The organism is Micromonospora sp. NPDC003944, assembly GCF_053605225.1.
The window spans coordinates 1-17272 of record NZ_JBSGIV010000012.1 but is presented as its reverse complement, the minus strand read 5'-3'; the positions used below and the strand labels follow the sequence as shown (position 1 = coordinate 17272).

Sequence of the window (17272 nt, the reverse complement as noted above, 5' to 3'; positions counted from 1 at the left end):
TGTCAGTAGAGGAAGAACGGCGCCGACGGGTTGCTGGGCCGTACGCCGGCCGGCACCGGAGCGATGCCGCGCACCCGGCCGGGCTCGATCCGTTCGAACGGGCTGCTGCGGTAGGCCACCCCGTTCGCCTCGTACATGTAGGCCCCGCTGGGCACCCGGACGCTGCGGTTGCTCGGGTACGCGGTCAGGTGGTTGACCTTGGCGCCGAGGTCGGTCCTCAGCGGCGTCTCCAGGGCGCCGTCGACACTGATCTCGTAGACCGCCGGCTGACCGACCGACCCGGCCACCACCAGCTGGTCCTCCCTGCCCCAGTCGACGGCCGTGGGGTTGGTCAGCGAGGTGACCAGCTCTCGGGGCGGGCCGATGGAGACCCCGCCGCCGTCGAGGTTGACCGCGGCGACGTAGAGCCGGCCGCCGACGATCAGCGCGACCCGCTGGCCGTCCAACGCGGTGGCCACCGCGGTGACCTCGGCGGAGGGCAGGTTGAGCGGCACCGGGTACATCCGGGCCGCGTCGTCGAACCGGTAGAGATGCCCGTCGGCCACCACCAGGCCGCGGCCGGGGCGGTCGTCGACGGTACGCAGCCAGACCGGCCGGCTGATGGAGGAGTACTCGGTGCCGCTGCGGCTGAGCACGGAGACCGGGTCGGCACCCGTGCCCACGGCGAGTCGGTACCTGTTCTTGTTGCTGCCGGTGACCACCATCGCCGCGAGGATCCGCCGGTCCTTGGCCAGCCCGAGACCGGCGGAGACGACGTTGCGGTTGACCTCCGGCGACAACGGCACCGTGCCGCTGGGCTCGCCTTCGAAGTCGAGCGGGTGGATCGCGCCGTCGTACACCCCGAACCGCTGCGGGCTGGCGGCGTGCGGGTAGAGCTGTTCGGACTCTCGTCGCTCGCCCAGGTCGACCACGGGTTGCGCGTTGTTGCGGATCTTCAACTCGAGTTTGCCGGACAGGTCCCCCAACGACCAGGCGATCTGCGTGATCAACTGGTCGATCCCGTTGCGGTCGTCACCGGACATGTCCAGGTTGACCTCCCACCGACCGTTGCCGCCGGTGGCGTTGTTGATCAGCTCGGTGCGGTCCGGTAGCCCGACGACCCCCGGGCGCAGCCAGTCGGAGGGACCGCCGACAAGCCACTTCACCACCTCGTTGACGCGCCGCTCGACCGGCACCGCCTGCGGCCGGTAGCGCTGGTCGGGCACCAGGCGGCTGCGGTCCGAACTCCAGAAGTAGATCGTCTCGTCCTGGTAGTACTGCCGAAGCGCGGTGTCGGTCAGCAGCAGCACGTTTGGCGGGTTGATGACGTACAGGCCGGCCCGGTCGTCGTTGACGCCGCCGTTGAACGACGCGCTGCGCAGACCGAACTCGTACTCCGTCTCGGTCGCCACCGGCGGGGCCAGGGTGCCGTTGGCCCGCAGCACACCGATCTGCTGCACGGTGATCTTCACGGTCGTCGTCGAGTCGCTGTTGAGGGTGTAGACGGCCTCGCGCAGCCGGACCACGGTCAGCGCGACCTCGCTGCCCTTCTTGTCCTGCAGGCGGATCTTGTCCTCCGGGGCGAGGAACGCCTTGACCCGCTCGTACGCCCGGTCCGGCTCGCCGGCGGCGGCGGACAGAAAGTTGCGGACGAACGCCTCGTTGACGCTGCCGCTGGCCGTACGCGTCGGTGGCTCACTGCCCCGACTGATCACACCGGCCTCGGTCGCGGCGCCGCCCTTGCCGTCCACCCGCACGTCGGACGACGCCGGGATGCCGCAGCCGGCGCCCAGCAGCACCACCACGCCGAGGGCCCCGAGCAGAGTTGGCCGTCTCATGAGCGCACCTCCGTCCGCTTGCCGTCCCCGGTCGGGGCCGGGCCGATCGCCAATGCCCCGCCGGTGCCGGGACCGATGGCCAGCGGGCCACCGTCGCGGGGACCGCCGAACGGCAGCGCCGCGTCGGCCGGCACCAGCCGCAGCGGCGAGGTGGTCAGCCGGTCGCCGGCACGCGCCGGCAGGGTGAGCCGGAACTGCGCGCCCTGCCCGGGAGCGCCCCAGGCCTCCAACCAGCCGCCGTGCAGCCGCGCGTCCTCCAGGCTGATCGACAGGCCCAGCCCGGTGCCGCCGGTCTGTCGAGCGCGGGACGGGTCCGCCCGCCAGAACCGGTTGAACACCAACTTCTCCTCGCCCACCTTCAGCCCCACCCCCCGGTCCCGGACGGTGATCGCCACGGCGGTCTCGTCGATGCCGAGGGTGATCAACACCGGGCGGGCCTCCCCGTGCTCGACGGCGTTGCCGACCAGGTTGCGCAACACCCGCTCGACCCGGCGCGGGTCGACCTCGGCGATCACCGGAGTGCCCGGCAGGTCGAGTTCGATCGGTACGCCCACCCGCTCGGCCAGGCCGGCCAGCCGGTCGACCACCCGGTGCACCACCGGCACCAGATCGGTCGGCTCGGAGTCCAGCATGGCGAAGCCGGCGTCGAACCGGCTGATCTCCAGCAGGTCGGTGAGCAACTCCTCGAATCGATCCAGCTCGGCCTGGAGCAGCTCGGCGCTGCGGGCGACCGCCGGGTCGAACTCGTCGCGCTCAGCGAAGATCAGGTCGGCGGCCATCCGGACCGTGGTCAACGGCGTACGCAGTTCGTGGGAGACGTCGGAGGTGAAGCGGCGCTGCAACCGGGACATCTCTTCGAGCCGCAGGATCTGCCGTTGCAGGTTGGTGGCCATCTGGTTGAACGACGCGGCGAGCAGGGCGAGGTCGTCCTCGCCGTTGACCACCATCCGCTGGTCGAGCAGACCGGCGGAGAGCCGCTGGGCGGTGCGTGCGGCGACCCGGACCGGGTTGACCACCAGCCGGGTGACGAGCGCCGCGAGCAACCCGAGCAGGATCACCAGGGCGACCCCGGTGGCCACCACCGTGGCTCGGGCGTCGGCGGCGGTGACGTCCTGCCGGCCCAGCGGCACCAGATAGTAGAGCTCGATCTGACCGAAGCGGGTGGGCACCGGTGAGCCGTAGACCAGGTACTTGGTGGTCTCGCCGGTGAGTCGCCCGGTGCGGATCTGGCTGGCCACCTTGCCGTCCGCGATCGCGGCCCGCAGCTCGGGGCTGATCAGCGACTGGACGTTCGCGGACGGCGAGGTGCGCGTCTGGATGTCGTTGGGGTAGTCGGCGGCGGTGATCGCCACGATCACCCCGCTGGTCTGCTGGGGGTCGCCGCCGGCCAGGTAGTTGACGGTGCCGTCGATGGTCTCTTGGAGCTGCGCCTCCTGCGGCTGCCCGTAGAACGAGACCTGCTTGGCCGCGTAGCTGGCACCGCTCGTCACCCGCTGCCGGACGTCACTGCGGGCGCTGTCGAGCAGGATGGTGGTGATCTTGTCCGCGATGAGGAACGCGAAACCGCCGACAAGCAGGCTGGACGCGACAAGCGTGATGGTCACCACTCGCACCTGGAGCGAACGGCGCCAGGTCTGGTGCGCCCGACCCACCATCCGGGCGACCCGGCCACTCACCGCACGCCAGAACTCCCCGCTGGCGCCGGGCCGGCGGGGAGTCGCGCTCGGGGAGGGTGGGGGTGGCGAGGTCGACACAGTGTGACCAGGCTATCCGGTCCCTGCCTTGTAGCCCACGCCCCGCACGGTGAGGATGATTTCCGGCCGCTCCGGGTCCGGCTCGATCTTGGCCCGCAACCGCTGGACGTGCACGTTGACCAGCCGGGTGTCGGCCGCGTGCCGGTAGCCCCAGACCTGCTCGAGCAGCACCTCACGGGTGAAGACCTGACGTGGCTTGCGGGCGAGGGCGACCAGCAGGTCGAACTCCAGCGGAGTCAGCTTCACCTCCTCGTCGTTGCGGCTCACGGTGTGCGCCGGCACGTCGATGGTGATCTGGTTGTCGGGTGGCCCGATGGTGAGCATCTCGGGGGCCACGTCCTCGCCCCGACGCAGTCGGGCCCGCATCCGGGCCACCAGCTCCTTGGGCTTGAACGGCTTGACCACGTAGTCGTCGGCACCGGACTCCAGGCCGAGCACGACGTCGACGGTGTCGCTCTTGGCGGTCAGCATGACGATGGGCACGCCGGACTCCGCCCGGATCGACCGGGCGACGTCGATGCCGCTCATGCCGGGAAGCATCAGGTCAAGCAGCACGATATCGGGACGACTGTCGCGAAAAGCGGCCAACGCCCGCTCGCCGTCCGCCACAAACGAGGGCAGGAAACCCTCACTGCGCAGCACGATGCCGAGCATCTCGGCGAGCGCGGGGTCATCGTCGACCACCAGTACGCGGGCTCTCATGGGATTAATATTGCATCCTCATTCAGTTCGGTGGGACCGGCGTCCGCCGGTAATGCTTCTCGCCGCCGTGGGCAGGCTGCCACCATGATCCCCCTTCGGCGCCGTCCGGCGCCACCACAGGCTGCGGCGATCCGGCTGTCGCCATCCGGACGACGGTCAGCCGAACAGCCCACGCCCCCAGTGGTCCCCGCCGTCGCGTACCCCGGGCGGGCAGGCGAACACGCCGCTGGAGACGTGGCGCAGGTACTCGTTCATGACGTCGTGCCGCGCCAACTGGGTCTGGATCGGCACGAACTGGCGGCGCGGATCACGCTGGTAGGCGATGAAGAAGAGGCCCGCGTCGAGCCGGCCGAGACCGTCCGAGCCGTCGACGAAGTTGTAACCCCGGCGCAGCAGCTGGGCGCCGCCGTTCCGGCTCGGGTGGGCAAGCGCGACATGGGCGTGCTCGGCGATCACCGGCTTTCCGTCCGCACCCCGCGCGGCGAAGTCGAGCTCGTCGAACTCGTCGCTGCGACCGAGTGGCGCGCCGCTGCCCTTGCTGCGGCCCACGATCTCCTCCTGCTCCGCGAGGGAGGTCCGATCCCAGGTCTCCACCAGCATCCGGATCTTGCGGGTGACCAGGTACGAGCCCCCGGCCATCCAGTCCGGTCCGTCGCCCGGCTGCACCCACAACTGCTCGCGCAGCAGGTCGGTGTCCTCGGCCTTGAGGTTGGCCGTACCGTCCTTGAAGCCAAAGAGGTTGCGCGCGGTCGCCTGGCCCCGGGAGGTCGACGAGGTACGGCCGAAGCCGAGCTGCGACCAGCGGACGCTGACCACGCCCATGCCGAGCCGGGCCAGGTTACGGATCGCGTGCACCGCCACCTGCGGATCGTTGGAGCAGGCCTGGACGCAGAGGTCGCCGCCGGAGAGCTGCGGCTGCAACGCGTCGCCGGGGAACTTCGGCAGCTCGGCCAGGGCGGCGGGCCGACGGTCGGCGAGGCCGAAGCGGTCCCGCCCGTCGGCGTCGCGGAACAGCGTCGGCCCGAAGCCGATGGTGAGGGTGAGCTGCGAGGGGGGTAGGCCGAGCGCTTCGCCGGTGTCGTCCGGTGGAGCCTCCGGCATCCCGCCGACCGCGCCGATGACCCCGGCGTCGCGCCCCGCGGTCATCCGGGCGGCGGCGGCCGTCCACTCTTCGAGCAGCCCGGCCAGCCGGGCCCGGTCCTTGGTGATCACGTCGAAGGCCACGAAGTGCAGGCGGTCCTGTGCCGGGGTGACGATGCCGGCCTGGTGCTCACCGTGGAACGGCACCGCACCGGCCGGGTGGTCGCTCGCCGCGGCCGGACCATGGGAACCGTTCAGCAACGCCCCCGCGCCGGCCGCCACTCCGGCGACCCCGGCCACCCCGGCGCCGGCCAGGGTGATCGCCCGGCGCCGGGTCAACCTGCTCCCGCTCATCGACTCGACCCTTCCTGCCGTCCGGTCACTTCGCGACGGCCGCGGCGACCTTGCTGATCGGCTCGGCGAGCGCGTTGATCCCGTCGGAGAGTTCCTTGAGCTCGGCCTTGCTCAGCGCGGTGTGCAGCTTCCACCCGTCGCCGTCGCGGTGCTTGCCGAGCAGCGCCTCGACGTTTGCGAACTCGGTGTCCAACTGGGTGACCAGCTCCGGCGAGCGCTGCTGAAGCGCGGGGCGCAGGGCGGACACGGCAGCCTTCGACCCCTCGAGGTTGGCGGCGAAGTCCCACAGGTCGGTGTGCGAGTAGCGGTCCTCCTCGCCGGTGATCTTGCCGCTGGCGACCTCGTCGAGCAGCTCCTTGGCACCGTTGGCGAGCTGGAGCGGAGAGAGCTTCTCGGCGTTCGCCTTGGCCACGATCTCCTTGACGTCGACGAGCAGGCGGTCGGCGATCGGGCCGTCCTTGCTGATGTCGCCGGACTTCCAGAGGTCCTTCTCGATCCGGTGGAAGCCGGTGAACTCCATCCCCTCCTCGATGACCTCCTCGCGGCCGTCGATCTTGGGGTCGAGGTCACCGAAGATCTCGGCAACCGGCTCGATCCGCTCCCAGTAGGTGCGGGCGACCGGGTAGAGCGCCTTGGACTTCGCGACGTCGCCGGCCTTGACCGCGCCGACGAACTCCTCGGTCTTGGCCAGCAGCGCGCTGGTCTGACTCTTGACGTAGCGCTGGTAGTTGTCGGTGGCGTCACCGAGCGCGGCGTCGGCGGTGAGCGGCTGCGCCGAGCCGCTGACCTTGAGCGCGCCCCGGATGCCCTTGCCACTCATCCCCGGCTTGCAGGCCGTCTGGTACGTGCCGGCCGGCAACTCCACGCGCAGCTCGCGGCTCAGCCCGGGGGCGATGTTCTCCACCTCGCCCATCACGCGGTCGCCGTCGGCGTACACGTAGAACTCGGTCACCTTCGCGCCCGAGTTGGTGATCTTGAAGGTGGCGGTGCCGGCGCCCAGGTCGGTCGAGCCGACCTCACAGGCGGTGTCACTGGCCTTGACCACGATCGGGCCACCGGCCGCGGCCTCGTCACCCTTGTCGGAGTCGGAGCAGGCGGCCAGACCGGCCGTCGCCAGCACGCCGGCGGCGGCAAGCGCGAAGAACTGGGTGGTACGCATCTGAGCTGTCTCTCCTCGTGGGTCAGGCACGCTGCGGCGTGGACGCCGCCTCGGCCTCGGTGCCGGTGTCGGCGCCGCGCTCGGTGACGGTGGTGGTGGTCGCGGTGGGTGCCGACCTGCGCCGGGCCGGCCGCAGGAAGAGCAGGAGGATTGGTACGGCATACGCGACCCAGGCGATCGTCTCCAACACCGTGGGTGCGGGGGTCACGTTGAACATGCCGGCGAGCAGGGCCGCGTACCAGGTGCTCGGGTCGAGCGTGCTCGTGATGTCGAAGGCCAGGTCGTTCAGGCCGGGCAGGACGCCGGCCTCCTGGAAGTCGTGCACGCCGTACTTGAGGATGCCGGCGGCGACCAGGATCAGCAGCGCGCCGGTCCAGGTGAAGAACGTGCTGAGGTTGATCCGCACCGCGCTGGCGTAGAGCAGCACGCCGAGCACCACGGCGGTGACGATTCCGCCGATCAACGCGAGCAGCGGCCCGCTGTCGCCGGCCGCGCCCTGGGCGGCCGAGTAGAAGATCAACGCGGTCTCCAGGCCCTCCCGGATCACCGCGAGGAAGGCCATCCCGGCGACCGCGAGGGACCCGACGGCAAGCGCCTCGCTGAGCTTGCCCCGCAGCTCACCGGCGATGGTCCGTGCGGCCCGACGCATCCAGAAGATCATCCAGGTCACGAAGACCACGGCGGCGACCGAGGTGATCGCCTCGAACAACTCACGGTCCTCGGAACGGGACAGCAGCGAGGTCGACGTGTACTCGATCAGCCAGCCGAAGAGCACCGACAGCACCACGGCCAGGCCGACGCCAGCCCAGACCTGCGGCAGTCGGTCCCGGCGCTGCGACTTCACCAGGAAGGCGACGAGGATGCTGACCACCAGGGTGGCTTCCAGCCCTTCCCGCAGACCGATCAGGTAGGTGGCGAACATCCGGGCTCCGAGTAGGTTAGGCACGCCTTGGCTGACTTAGGGCAGGCATACCTTCCTCCCTGGTCAGCGCCGTCGTCAAGTCGTTCACGACAAGCTCACCCTGTCTGCGGCGAACACCACTGTGCGAAGATCGCGCCGTGAGGGGATTCCTGCCGTGGTTGACGGTGCTGGCCGTGGTGCTGCTGCTCAGCGCACTACGCCTACGGGCACTTGCCACCCTCGTCTCGCTCGGCTGGCTGGCCTGGTGCCTGTGGACCTGGTTCCGCCCCACCCGCCGCAACTAACCCACCCCCGCCCCGCCCCGCCCCCGCCCTCGCGATCTTGCACTTTCTGCTGCGGCATATCGCACCACAAGCCGCGAAGCGCCAACCGAAACTGCAAGATCGCGGGAACGGGAAGGGTGAGGGCGGGGCGGGCGGAGACGACGGACCGGGCCGGCTGCGGACAGCAGCCGACCCGGTCCGGAGATGTCGATCAGTAGCGGTAGTGGTCCGGCTTGAACGGACCCTCCGTGGAGACGCCGAGGTAGGCGGCCTGCTCCTTGGTCAGCGTGCTCAGCTTGGCGCCGAGCGCGCCGAGGTGCAGCCGGGCGACCTTCTCGTCGAGGTGCTTGGGCAGCACGTAGACGCCGATCGGGTACTCCTCGGTCTTGGTGAAGAGCTCGATCTGGGCGATCGTCTGGTTGGCGAACGAGTTCGACATGACGAAGCTCGGGTGCCCGGTCGCGTTGCCGAGGTTCAGCAGGCGGCCCTCGGACAGCACGATGATGGCGTGCCCGTCGGCGAAGCGCCACAGGTCGACCTGCGGCTTGATGTTGACCCGCTCGACGTCGGAACGCTTGGCCAGCCCGGCCATGTCGATCTCGTTGTCGAAGTGGCCGATGTTGCCGACGATGGCCTGGTGCTTCATCCGGGCCATGTGCTCGTTGGTGATGACGTCGAAGCAGCCGGTGGCGGTGATGAAGATGTCGGCCTGCTCGACCACGTCGTCCAGGGTGGCGACCTGGTAGCCGTCCATCGCGGCCTGCAACGCGCAGATCGGGTCGACCTCGGTCACCACGACCCGGGCGCCCTGGCCGCGCAGCGACTCGGCACAGCCCTTACCCACGTCGCCGTAGCCCAGGACGACAGCCATCTTGCCGCCGATCAGCACGTCGGTGGCGCGGTTGATGCCGTCGATGAGCGAGTGCCGGCAGCCGTACTTGTTGTCGAACTTGCTCTTGGTCACCGAGTCGTTGACGTTGATGGCCGGGAAGAGCAGGGTGCCGGCCCGGTGCATCTCGTAGAGCCGGTGCACGCCGGTGGTGGTCTCCTCGGTCACGCCCTTGATGCCGGCGGAGATCCGGGTCCAGCGCTGGCCGTCCTCGCCGAGCGAGCGGTGCAGCAGCTCGAGGATGACCGCGTACTCCTCGGAGTCGGCCGACTCGACCGGCGGGACCGCACCGGCCTTCTCGAACTCGGCACCCCTGTGTACGAGCAGGGTGGCATCGCCGCCGTCGTCGAGGATCATGTTCGGGCCCTGCCCATCGGGCCAGGCGAGTACCTGCTCGGTGCACCACCAGTACTCCGGAAGGGTCTCGCCCTTCCAGGCGTACACCGGGACGCCGGCCGGAGCCTCGGGGGTGCCGTCCGGGCCGACGACGATCGCCGCGGCGGCGTGGTCCTGGGTGGAGAAGATGTTGCACGAAGCCCAGCGCACCTGAGCGCCGAGAGCGACGAGCGTCTCGATCAGGACGGCGGTCTGGATGGTCATGTGCAGCGAGCCGGTGATCCGCGCGCCGGCGAGCGGCTGCGCCTCGGCGAACTCCCGACGGATCGCCATCAGGCCGGGCATCTCGTGCTCGGCGAGCTGGATCTCTTTACGCCCGAACTCGGCGAGCGACAGATCCGCCACCTTGAAGTCGCCGTCGGCGAGCGTGCTCGGCCGGGCCTCGGACGGCGTGCCGCTGGCGGACGCCGGGAGGGTGCTGGTCATGAAAGCTCCTGTCGAACGATGTCTGCGCCGACCCTCCACCTTACGCGCGTCGGCGACAGGCATCAGGCACGGTCCGCACACAGCGCACGGGGCGGTCGGTGATGGACGGACCTACCCGCCCACGTCCCGCCCGCCCCGCGCATCCCCCCGGTTTGGTTCCCCCGCACGTTGTCGGACCGTCGTCGCGATAACGCTGCGTACCCATAGAGTCACACTCAGGCAGGGCAACGTCAAGCCATTCCGGGAAAGTCGGACTTGTGTCGTTCTCCTGCGTGCAGGTCAGCGCAGGCCGGACGTCGCCACAAACGCCACACCGGCACCCTCGATCCGCAGCGCCGCTCCGGATGCCGTACCGATCGCCGCCTCGCCGGAGACCAGCGTCACCGAGCCGGCACCGTCGTCAACGGTGATCGAGCCGCCGGCGCAGAGCACCACCCGGGGGCCGGGCACCGACAGCGTCACCGAGGGCACGGCCGCGTCGACCCGCACCCGGTGCAGCGCGAAGTCGTCCACCGGTACGGGCCACCAGTCCACGCCGGGGCCGACCGGCTGCGCGGCCCGTACCGGATCGTCGAGCACCTCGAAGCGCAGCACCCGCACCAGCTCGTCGACGTCCACCCGCTTCGGGGTCAGGCCGCCCCGGAGCACGTTGTCGCTGGCCGCCATGATCTCCACGCCGCAACCGCTCAGGTAGGCGTGCAGGTTGCCGGCGGGCATCCAGATCGCCTCCCCCGCCACCAGCCGCACGTGGTGCAACAGCAGCGCGACAAGCGCACCCGGATCCCCCGGGTACGCCGTGGCCAGCCGGCGGGTCAGCTCCGCGTCCGGGCCGTCGGCCGGCGCTGCCAGCACGGCGGCCAGCAGGTTATGACGGTCGGCGACCGGCCAGCCGAGCAGCGTCCGGACCGCCGTGCGCAGCCCCGCCGGCCCGGCCCGCAACGCGGTGACCACCGGCGCCAACGCCGGTACGCCGAACGCGGCGAGAGCCTCGGCCGACTCCGCCGGATCCCGGAAACCGCACAGCGCCTCGAACGGGGTCAGCGCGACGAGCAACTCCGGCTTGTGGTGCGGGTCGGAGTAGTTGCGCTGCCCCTCGGGACGCCCCGCCTGCGCCGCGTAGCCGGCCCGCGCCTGCTCGGCGTCCGGATGCGCCTGCAAACTCAGCGGAGCGTCGGCCGCGAGCACCTTGAGCAGGAACGGCAGCCGACTACCGAACCGCTCGGACACCCGCTGGCCGAGCCACTGCCCTGGTTCGTCCCGCACCAGCTCGCAGAGGCTCACCCGCAGACCGGCGCGGTCGACATGGGCCGGGGCGCCCGGGTGGGCCCCCAACCACAGCTCCGCCTCCGGGCCGGCACTCGGCACCGAGCGCCCCTGTAGCAGGGCGATGGCCGAGCGGGAGCCCCAGGCGTAGTCCCGGATCGGCCCGTACAGTGGCTCCACCCGTCAGCCCCCGGGCCGCCCGGCCGCCTCGCCCGACGCGTCCTGCGGCTGCGACACTGCGGTGTCGGCGGCGGCACCGGTGCCGGCCTTCGCGGCGGCGGCGCTGTAGACGTCCGGCTCCAGATAGATCACCCGGGCGATCGGCACCGCGGCGCGGATCCGTGCCTCCACGGCGTTGATGCCGCGGGCCAGGTCGTGCGCGCTCTCCCACTCCGGAACGGCGATCTTCGCGGCCACCATCAGCTCTTCCGGGCCCAGGTAGAGCGTCTTCATGTGGATGATCCGCTCCACCTCGGGGCCGTCGGTGACGGCCCGCTCGATGGTGGCCAGGTCGGACGCCTCGGCGCCCTCACCGAGCAGCAGGCTCTTCGTCTCGATGGCCAGCACGACGGCGATGACGACAAGCAGGATGCCGATCATCGCGGTGCCGGCGGCGTCCCACCGGCCGTTGCCGGTGATCAACGTCATGCCGACGCCGAAGAGCGCGAACACCAGACCGACGAGCGCGCCGAAGTCCTCCAGAAGCACCACCGGCAGCTCCGGCGCCTTGGCGCGACGGATGAAACGCACCCAGGACTGCTTGCCCCGGACGTGGTTGGACTCCTTGATGGCGGTCCGGAACGAGAACGACTCCAGCACGATCGCCACCACCAGGACGACGACCGGCAGCCAGTGCCAGGACGTGATGCCCTCCGCGTGGTCCCACTTGTGGTACGCCTCGTACAGGGCGAACAGGCCGCCGATGCTGAACAGCACGATGGACACGATGAACGCGTAGATGTAGCGCTCCCGGCCGTACCCGAACGGGTGTTCCGGGGTGGCCGCGCGCTTCGCCCGCTTGCCGCCGATCAGCAGAAGGCCCTGGTTGCCGGAGTCGGCGACCGAGTGGACCGCCTCCGCCAGCATCGACGACGAGCCGGAGAGCAGGAACGCGATGAACTTGGTGACCGCGATGCCGATGTTGGCCAGCAGGGCGGCGACGATCGCCTTCGTCCCACCGTTCGCGCTCATGCCACCGCTCCGTTTCGCCGCACGAAGCCGACCGGCCCGCGCATGACGCGCCGCCCCGTACGTCCGTTCACTGGTTCGACAGCTCCTTCATCTCGGTGATGGCCGGAACGGCCATCGGGTCCAGCCCGTGGGCCAGCGCAAGGTAGATCGAGGCGAAGTCCGGGACGGCGACAAGCGACGCCAGCCGCTCCAGGGCGGAGCCGCCCTCGGCGGTCACCACGTCGCACCGCACGCCACGGCGCTCGGCGAGGGTCTGCACCGCGTCCGCACGACGCTCCTCGACGGCGAGCGGCTCGTCGGTGTCGTCCTCGGCGTTGAGCCCTCCGTCACGCAGCAGCACCAGCCGCAGCCGGGTGCCCTCGCCGTCGTCCTCGGCCGGGTCGGCGAAGATGTCCCGCTCCCCCTCGGCCAGGCCGCCGAAGACACCGTCGAGCAGCCCGACGCGACCCCGCCCGGCCTCACCCAGCGCGCCGGTGACCACCGGGTAGCGGGCGTTTGCCGACAGGGTGTCGCCGAACCGGCGGGCGGCCACCGTGGCCAGCGGGGACGAACCCCAGACGATGGGGATCGAGCCGGCCAGACCCAGCGCCAGTGACTTCGCCGGGTTGACGAAGGACTCGGCGGCGGACCGGCAGCGGTCCGCGTCCGCGTCGAGCCGGGCCGCGGTCTCGGCCAGGTCCGCCTCGTTGACCTTCACGAGCCCGAGGGAACGGGCGGCGAGCAGGACCGGCACGGTGAGCGCCCAGAGGCTGGCCCGAGCCGGGGCACGCCGGGGCACCGGGATGAACGGCGCCCGGGCCTGCTCGGCGATCGACTGCAACTGGGAGTCCGGGGCGCCCACGGCGACGAGTCGGGCTCCGCGACGGTGGGCCGCCTCGGCCGCGCCGAGCGCCTCCGGGCTGCGGCCGGACGCGCTCACCGCGATCACCACGTCGGCCGCGCCCACCCAACCGGGTACGCCGGCGGAGCGGTGCCCGATGATCGGCACCGGGCAGCGTGGCCCGGCGACAGTGGCCAGCACGTCCCCGGTACGCCCGGCGGTGCCGATGCCGGCGATCACGACGGCTCGGGGCCGCCCGTCGTCGGCGAGCACCGCCAGGTTCGCCTCGGCCGCCAGCGCGGCACTCTCGCGGACCTGAGCACCGGCCGAGGCGGTGTGCCGGAGCATGCCGCCCGGGTCGGCCTCGGCCAGCGCCTGCGGGTTGTCGAGCAGGGCCTCGTCGGCGTCACGCCGCCCGCTGACCCCGGCCGTACCGTCGATCATGAGGACTGTCCGGGGCCGCCGCGCGCCTCGTCGAGCAGCAGGACCGGCACGTCGTCGCGGACCTCGAAGATCCGACCGCACTCCGTGCAGGTCAACGTCTGCGCCTCGGCGTCATAGGTGAGCGGGGCGTGGTGCGTGTCCGGACAGGCGAGGATCTCGAGCAACTGCGGATCCAGGGCCATGGCACGGCTCCTTCCACGTGTGCGGCTTGACCGACGGCGGTGCCGACCGGCGCAGGCGATCTTATCGGCGAACGCGGTCGAGCACGTCGTCCCGGAGCGAGACCATCCGATCCCGGGTGGGCGCCTCGACGTTGAGCCGCAGCAGCGGCTCCGTGTTGGAGGCACGCAGGTTGAACCAGGCGCCATCGGAGAAACGTAGGGTGAGGCCGTCCATCTCGTCGGCGACCGCGTCGGGGTACGCGGCGCGCACCTCGGCGACCGCCGCCGCCTGGTCGGTCACCGTCGAGTTGATCTCGCCGGAGGCGATGTACCGCTCGTACTCACCGGCCAACACGGACAGCGGCAGCGACTGCTCGCCAAGCGCGGCCAACGTGTGCATCGCCGCGAGCATCCCGGTGTCGGCGAACCAGAAGTCCCGGAAGTAGTAGTGCGCGGAGTGCTCGCCGCCGAAGACGGCGTTGGTGCGGGCCATCTCCGCCTTGATGAACGAGTGCCCGACCCGGGCGACGACCGGCTGACCGCCGTGCTCACGGATGATCTCCGCGACCGCGCTTGACGTGATCAGACCGTGGATGACCGTGGAGCCCGGGTGCTTGGCCAGCTCACGTGCGGCGACGAGCGCGGTGATCGCCGACGGCGAGACCGGCTCGCCCCGCTCGTCCACCACGAAGCACCTGTCGGCGTCACCGTCGAAGGCCAACCCGATGTCCGCCCCGTGCTCGACCACCGCGCGCTGGAGGTCGACCAGGTTCGCCGGGTCCAGAGGGTTGGCCTCGTGGTTGGGGAAGCTGCCGTCCAGCTCGAAGTAGAGCGGCACGATCTCCAGCGGCAGCGCCGACAGGGCCGCGTCGCCGAGCACCGTCGGAACGGTGAAGCCACCCATGCCGTTGCCGGCGTCGACGACCACCTTCAACGGTCGGATGCCCGAGAGGTCGACAAGCTTGCGCAGGTAGCCGGCGTAGTCGGGGAGCAGGTCACGCCGCTGGGCGGGCCGGGTCGGCGGGCCGGCCGGACGGGCGTCGCCCGAGTCGAGGAGGGCCTGGGCGCGCTCCCGGATCTCGGCCAGACCGCTCTCCTGGCCGATCGGACGGGCGCCGGAACGACACATCTTGATGCCGTTGTACTGGGCCGGGTTGTGACTGGCGGTGAACATCGCGCCGGGCAGGTCGAGCGAACCGGAGGCGTAGTAGAGCAGGTCGGTGGAGGCGAGACCGATCTCGATCACCGAGCGCCCCTCGGCGCGTACGCCGGCGGCGAAGGCGGCGGCCAGGCCGGGCGAGGTGGCCCGCATGTCGTAGCCGACGACGACCGCGTCGCCCGGCTCGTCGCTGGAGTTGAGCAGTTGGGTGAAGGCGGCACCAAGTGCCTCGGCGACCCGTTCGTCCCACTGGTCCGGCACCGTCCCGCGGACGTCGTACGCCTTCACGATCTGGGACAGGTCAGACACGTGTTCCACTCCTTGGCCGCAGGTTAGACACCGATCCTGAGCCTAACGGAGCGGCCGGGCAGTCCTCCGCTCAGCCGGGGAGCCGGGGAATGAACACGGTGTGGCCGCCGTCGGCGGGCGGCTCACCAGGTGACTGCCGACCGTCGGGCCGGCCCGGCATCGGCTGCGTCGCCTCCGGTGCCGGCGGCCGGGTGTCCGGCCGGGCTCCGTAGACCCCGCCGGTGGCGGGACGCGGGGACGGCACCGTACCCCAACCGGCGGCCGGCGGCTGCTGGCCGTACACCTGACCGGGGCGACCCGGCGCGGCCGGCAACCCACCCCCGGCCCGGTAGGTGGTGCCGCCGGGGTTGCCCGGCACGGCGCCCGGCTCGTCGTCGGACGGCTTCCGGTCCTGCCGCGAGCGACGGATCAACAGCACGATGAGCAGCAGTCCGACCGCCACCAGCACGATGCCGAAGTACATCACCGGCGATCCTCCCCCGGACGACTCGGCGGCGGTCGGCGTGGTGTTCGGCGCGCCGGACACCACGCCCTGCGCCGCCGGGTTCACCGCCTCGTCGACGGTCGCGACCTCGGTCGGGCTCGGGGTGGGCGTCGGCGTCTTCGACCGCGACGGGGTCGGCGACGGCGTGACCCGCGCTCCGGTCAGCCGAGCGGCGTCGGTGGCCCGACCCAACTCCTGGCCGGCGGCGCTGACCCCCGCGCCCGTGACGACGAGACGGCCGCCCGGGGCTCCCGCGGCGAACGCCACCCGGTAGCGCACGGTGATGCCCTTGCCCTTGCACAGAGTCGGCTTCAGTGGTGACGTCTGCGCGGTCGCCACGCTGCCGGCACCGCCGGTGACGGCGACCGGGAACCAGCGCCCGCCCGCGTTGACCTCGACCGTCACCTGGTTCGGTTGCAGACCGTCCAGGCGGAAACCCAGCGCGGTACGCAGCAGGACGCAGCCGTCGGTGCGCTTGCGCACCGCGACGTTCACCCCCTGAGCGGAACCACCGGCGGCGAAGCTGCTGGCCGCACCCACCCGAACCGAGTCCTGATCGGCCAGGGCCGGCGACGCACCGAGCATCACCAGGCCGCCCGCCAGACCGCAGACCGCCGCGAGCCGTGCCACGCGTCGACGCACTGTCATGATCACCTCGCCGTTCTCCCGGGTGGGGTCCGCGGGTCAGGCTACTACCGGCCCACCCACCTCATCGGCTATAGAGCGGCCCGGATGTGTGCGGCGTTACGGTTTAGCACCCACCCCGCGACCTGTCGTTGGCCGGACCGACCAGCCGATCCGTCGGCCTGTTCCGGCAGTCAGCCGGCCCGCTCCGCCTCGGCGAGGGCGTCGCGACAGAGTCGGTCGGCGGTGCGGGTCGTCTCCGGCAGGCGGTAGCGCGGCGTCAACGCCAGCACCTGCGCTGTCGCGTTCTCCAGGCTCATCCGGTGGCCGACGCTGACGAAGACCGGCTTCACCCCGTCCCGGGTCCGCAGCACCCGACCGACGACCTCACCGCCGTCGCGCAGCGGCGACCAGGAACCCCGCTCGGCGGACGGCGGGTCCCACGTCCCGACCAGCGGCGTCTTCCCCACCCCGATCGCCGGCAACCCGGTGACCACCCCGAGATGGCAGGCGAGCCCGAACCGGCGCGGATGGGCCAGTCCGTGCCCGTCACAGACCAGCAGGTCCGGGGCGGTGGTCAGGCGATCGAGCGCACCGAGCAACGCGGGCACCTCACGGAAGGCGAACAGCCCCGGCACATAGTCGAACGCCGGCCGCCCCAGGCCGACCGCCGAGTCCACCACGGCCAACGTCCGAACATCCAGGACCGTCACGGCCGCCGCCAGCAGGTCACCACCCTCGGCGTACGCGACATCCAGGCCGGCCACCGTCGCGGGCGCGCTCGGCCCCGGCCCGACCAGGTCCACAAGCGGCCGCAACTCCTCCTGTACGGCCACCGCCTCGGCAACACTGCCCGGCGCGCCCCCTCTGCCCGGCGCGCCCCTCATGCCCAGCGCGCGTCCACGGCGCGGCGCTCGCGATGATCCACTCGACTTCACGAAAGTCGGGCCATCCGAGGGTGGCGGTTTCAAGCGGCTGTTGCAACGAGGTGTTTGTGGAGTACCTCGGCTGGATTCTGCCAGTCGAGGGTTTGGCGTGGTCGTCCGTTGAGTTCG

15 protein-coding genes are annotated in these 17272 nt (G+C 71.3%); 1 reads left to right on the top strand and 14 read right to left on the bottom strand.

Translation table 11 applies throughout. The features are described 5' to 3' along the window. Positions 1 to 2 precede the first annotated feature (2 nt). From ACWER9_RS08295 to efeU, 6 genes are all read right to left on the bottom strand, one after another. Positions 3 to 1817 (bottom strand): LpqB family beta-propeller domain-containing protein, encoded by a 1815-nt coding sequence (locus tag ACWER9_RS08295; RefSeq protein WP_452301154.1) that lies wholly within the window; start codon positions 1815 to 1817, stop codon positions 3 to 5. Continuing rightward, a complete protein-coding gene (gene mtrB / locus ACWER9_RS08290) occupies positions 1814 to 3571 on the bottom strand; it encodes an MtrAB system histidine kinase MtrB (protein ID WP_452301153.1) in 1758 nt (585 codons plus the stop codon). Before mtrB ends, ACWER9_RS08295 begins: the two co-directional genes overlap by 4 nt. A gap of 12 nt (positions 3572 to 3583) precedes the next feature. After that, on the bottom strand, positions 3584 to 4273 hold the full coding sequence (gene mtrA, locus ACWER9_RS08285) for an MtrAB system response regulator MtrA (RefSeq protein ID WP_030331519.1): 690 nt from the start codon (positions 4271 to 4273) through the stop codon (positions 3584 to 3586). Positions 4274 to 4429: 156 nt separating this feature from the next. Further along, positions 4430 to 5707: an iron uptake transporter deferrochelatase/peroxidase subunit gene (gene efeB, locus ACWER9_RS08280; RefSeq protein WP_452301152.1), complete on the bottom strand. Its 1278-nt coding sequence runs from the start codon at positions 5705 to 5707 to the stop codon at positions 4430 to 4432. A gap of 25 nt (positions 5708 to 5732) precedes the next feature. Continuing rightward, positions 5733 to 6866, bottom strand: a complete 1134-nt coding sequence (gene efeO / locus ACWER9_RS08275; RefSeq protein WP_452301151.1) for an iron uptake system protein EfeO — start codon at positions 6864 to 6866, stop codon at positions 5733 to 5735. Positions 6867 to 6888: 22 nt separating this feature from the next. Further along, entirely contained in the window at positions 6889 to 7788 is a 900-nt protein-coding gene (gene efeU / locus ACWER9_RS08270) for an iron uptake transporter permease EfeU (protein ID WP_452301150.1), read from the bottom strand. 137 nt (positions 7789 to 7925) lie between these two features. On the opposite strand from efeU, the gene ACWER9_RS08265 reads away from it, so the two are divergent. Further along, positions 7926 to 8072 carry a hypothetical protein gene (locus ACWER9_RS08265; protein ID WP_452301149.1) on the top strand — a complete coding sequence of 49 codons (147 nt, stop codon included), beginning with the start codon at positions 7926 to 7928 and terminating at the stop codon, positions 8070 to 8072. 190 nt (positions 8073 to 8262) lie between these two features. Here ACWER9_RS08265 and ahcY read toward each other — a convergent pair whose 3' ends face one another. From ahcY to nfi, 8 genes are all read right to left on the bottom strand, one after another. Next, complete coding sequence (ahcY, locus tag ACWER9_RS08260) at positions 8263 to 9762, bottom strand: adenosylhomocysteinase (protein ID WP_452301148.1); 1500 nt, start codon at positions 9760 to 9762, stop codon at positions 8263 to 8265. Between the two features lie 279 nt (positions 9763 to 10041). Continuing rightward, entirely contained in the window at positions 10042 to 11205 is a 1164-nt protein-coding gene (gene manA / locus ACWER9_RS08255) for a mannose-6-phosphate isomerase, class I (RefSeq protein ID WP_452301147.1), read from the bottom strand. A gap of 3 nt (positions 11206 to 11208) precedes the next feature. After that, the gene (locus ACWER9_RS08250) at positions 11209 to 12216 is read right to left on the bottom strand and encodes a cation diffusion facilitator family transporter (protein ID WP_452301146.1); all 1008 of its coding nucleotides are present in this window, start codon (positions 12214 to 12216) and stop codon (positions 11209 to 11211) included. Between the two features lie 67 nt (positions 12217 to 12283). Continuing rightward, complete coding sequence (locus tag ACWER9_RS08245) at positions 12284 to 13480, bottom strand: SIS domain-containing protein (RefSeq protein ID WP_452301145.1); 1197 nt, start codon at positions 13478 to 13480, stop codon at positions 12284 to 12286. Then, complete coding sequence (locus tag ACWER9_RS08240; protein WP_091394023.1) at positions 13477 to 13662, bottom strand: Trm112 family protein; 186 nt, start codon at positions 13660 to 13662, stop codon at positions 13477 to 13479. Before ACWER9_RS08240 ends, ACWER9_RS08245 begins: the two co-directional genes overlap by 4 nt. Before the next feature lie 61 nt (positions 13663 to 13723). Next, positions 13724 to 15109 (bottom strand): phosphomannomutase/phosphoglucomutase, encoded by a 1386-nt coding sequence (locus ACWER9_RS08235; protein WP_452301144.1) that lies wholly within the window; start codon positions 15107 to 15109, stop codon positions 13724 to 13726. 70 nt (positions 15110 to 15179) lie between these two features. Then, positions 15180 to 16241 (bottom strand): hypothetical protein, encoded by a 1062-nt coding sequence (locus tag ACWER9_RS08230; RefSeq protein WP_452301143.1) that lies wholly within the window; start codon positions 16239 to 16241, stop codon positions 15180 to 15182. 170 nt (positions 16242 to 16411) lie between these two features. Next, positions 16412 to 17104: a deoxyribonuclease V gene (gene nfi / locus ACWER9_RS08225; RefSeq protein ID WP_452301142.1), complete on the bottom strand. Its 693-nt coding sequence runs from the start codon at positions 17102 to 17104 to the stop codon at positions 16412 to 16414. Positions 17105 to 17272 lie beyond the last annotated feature (168 nt).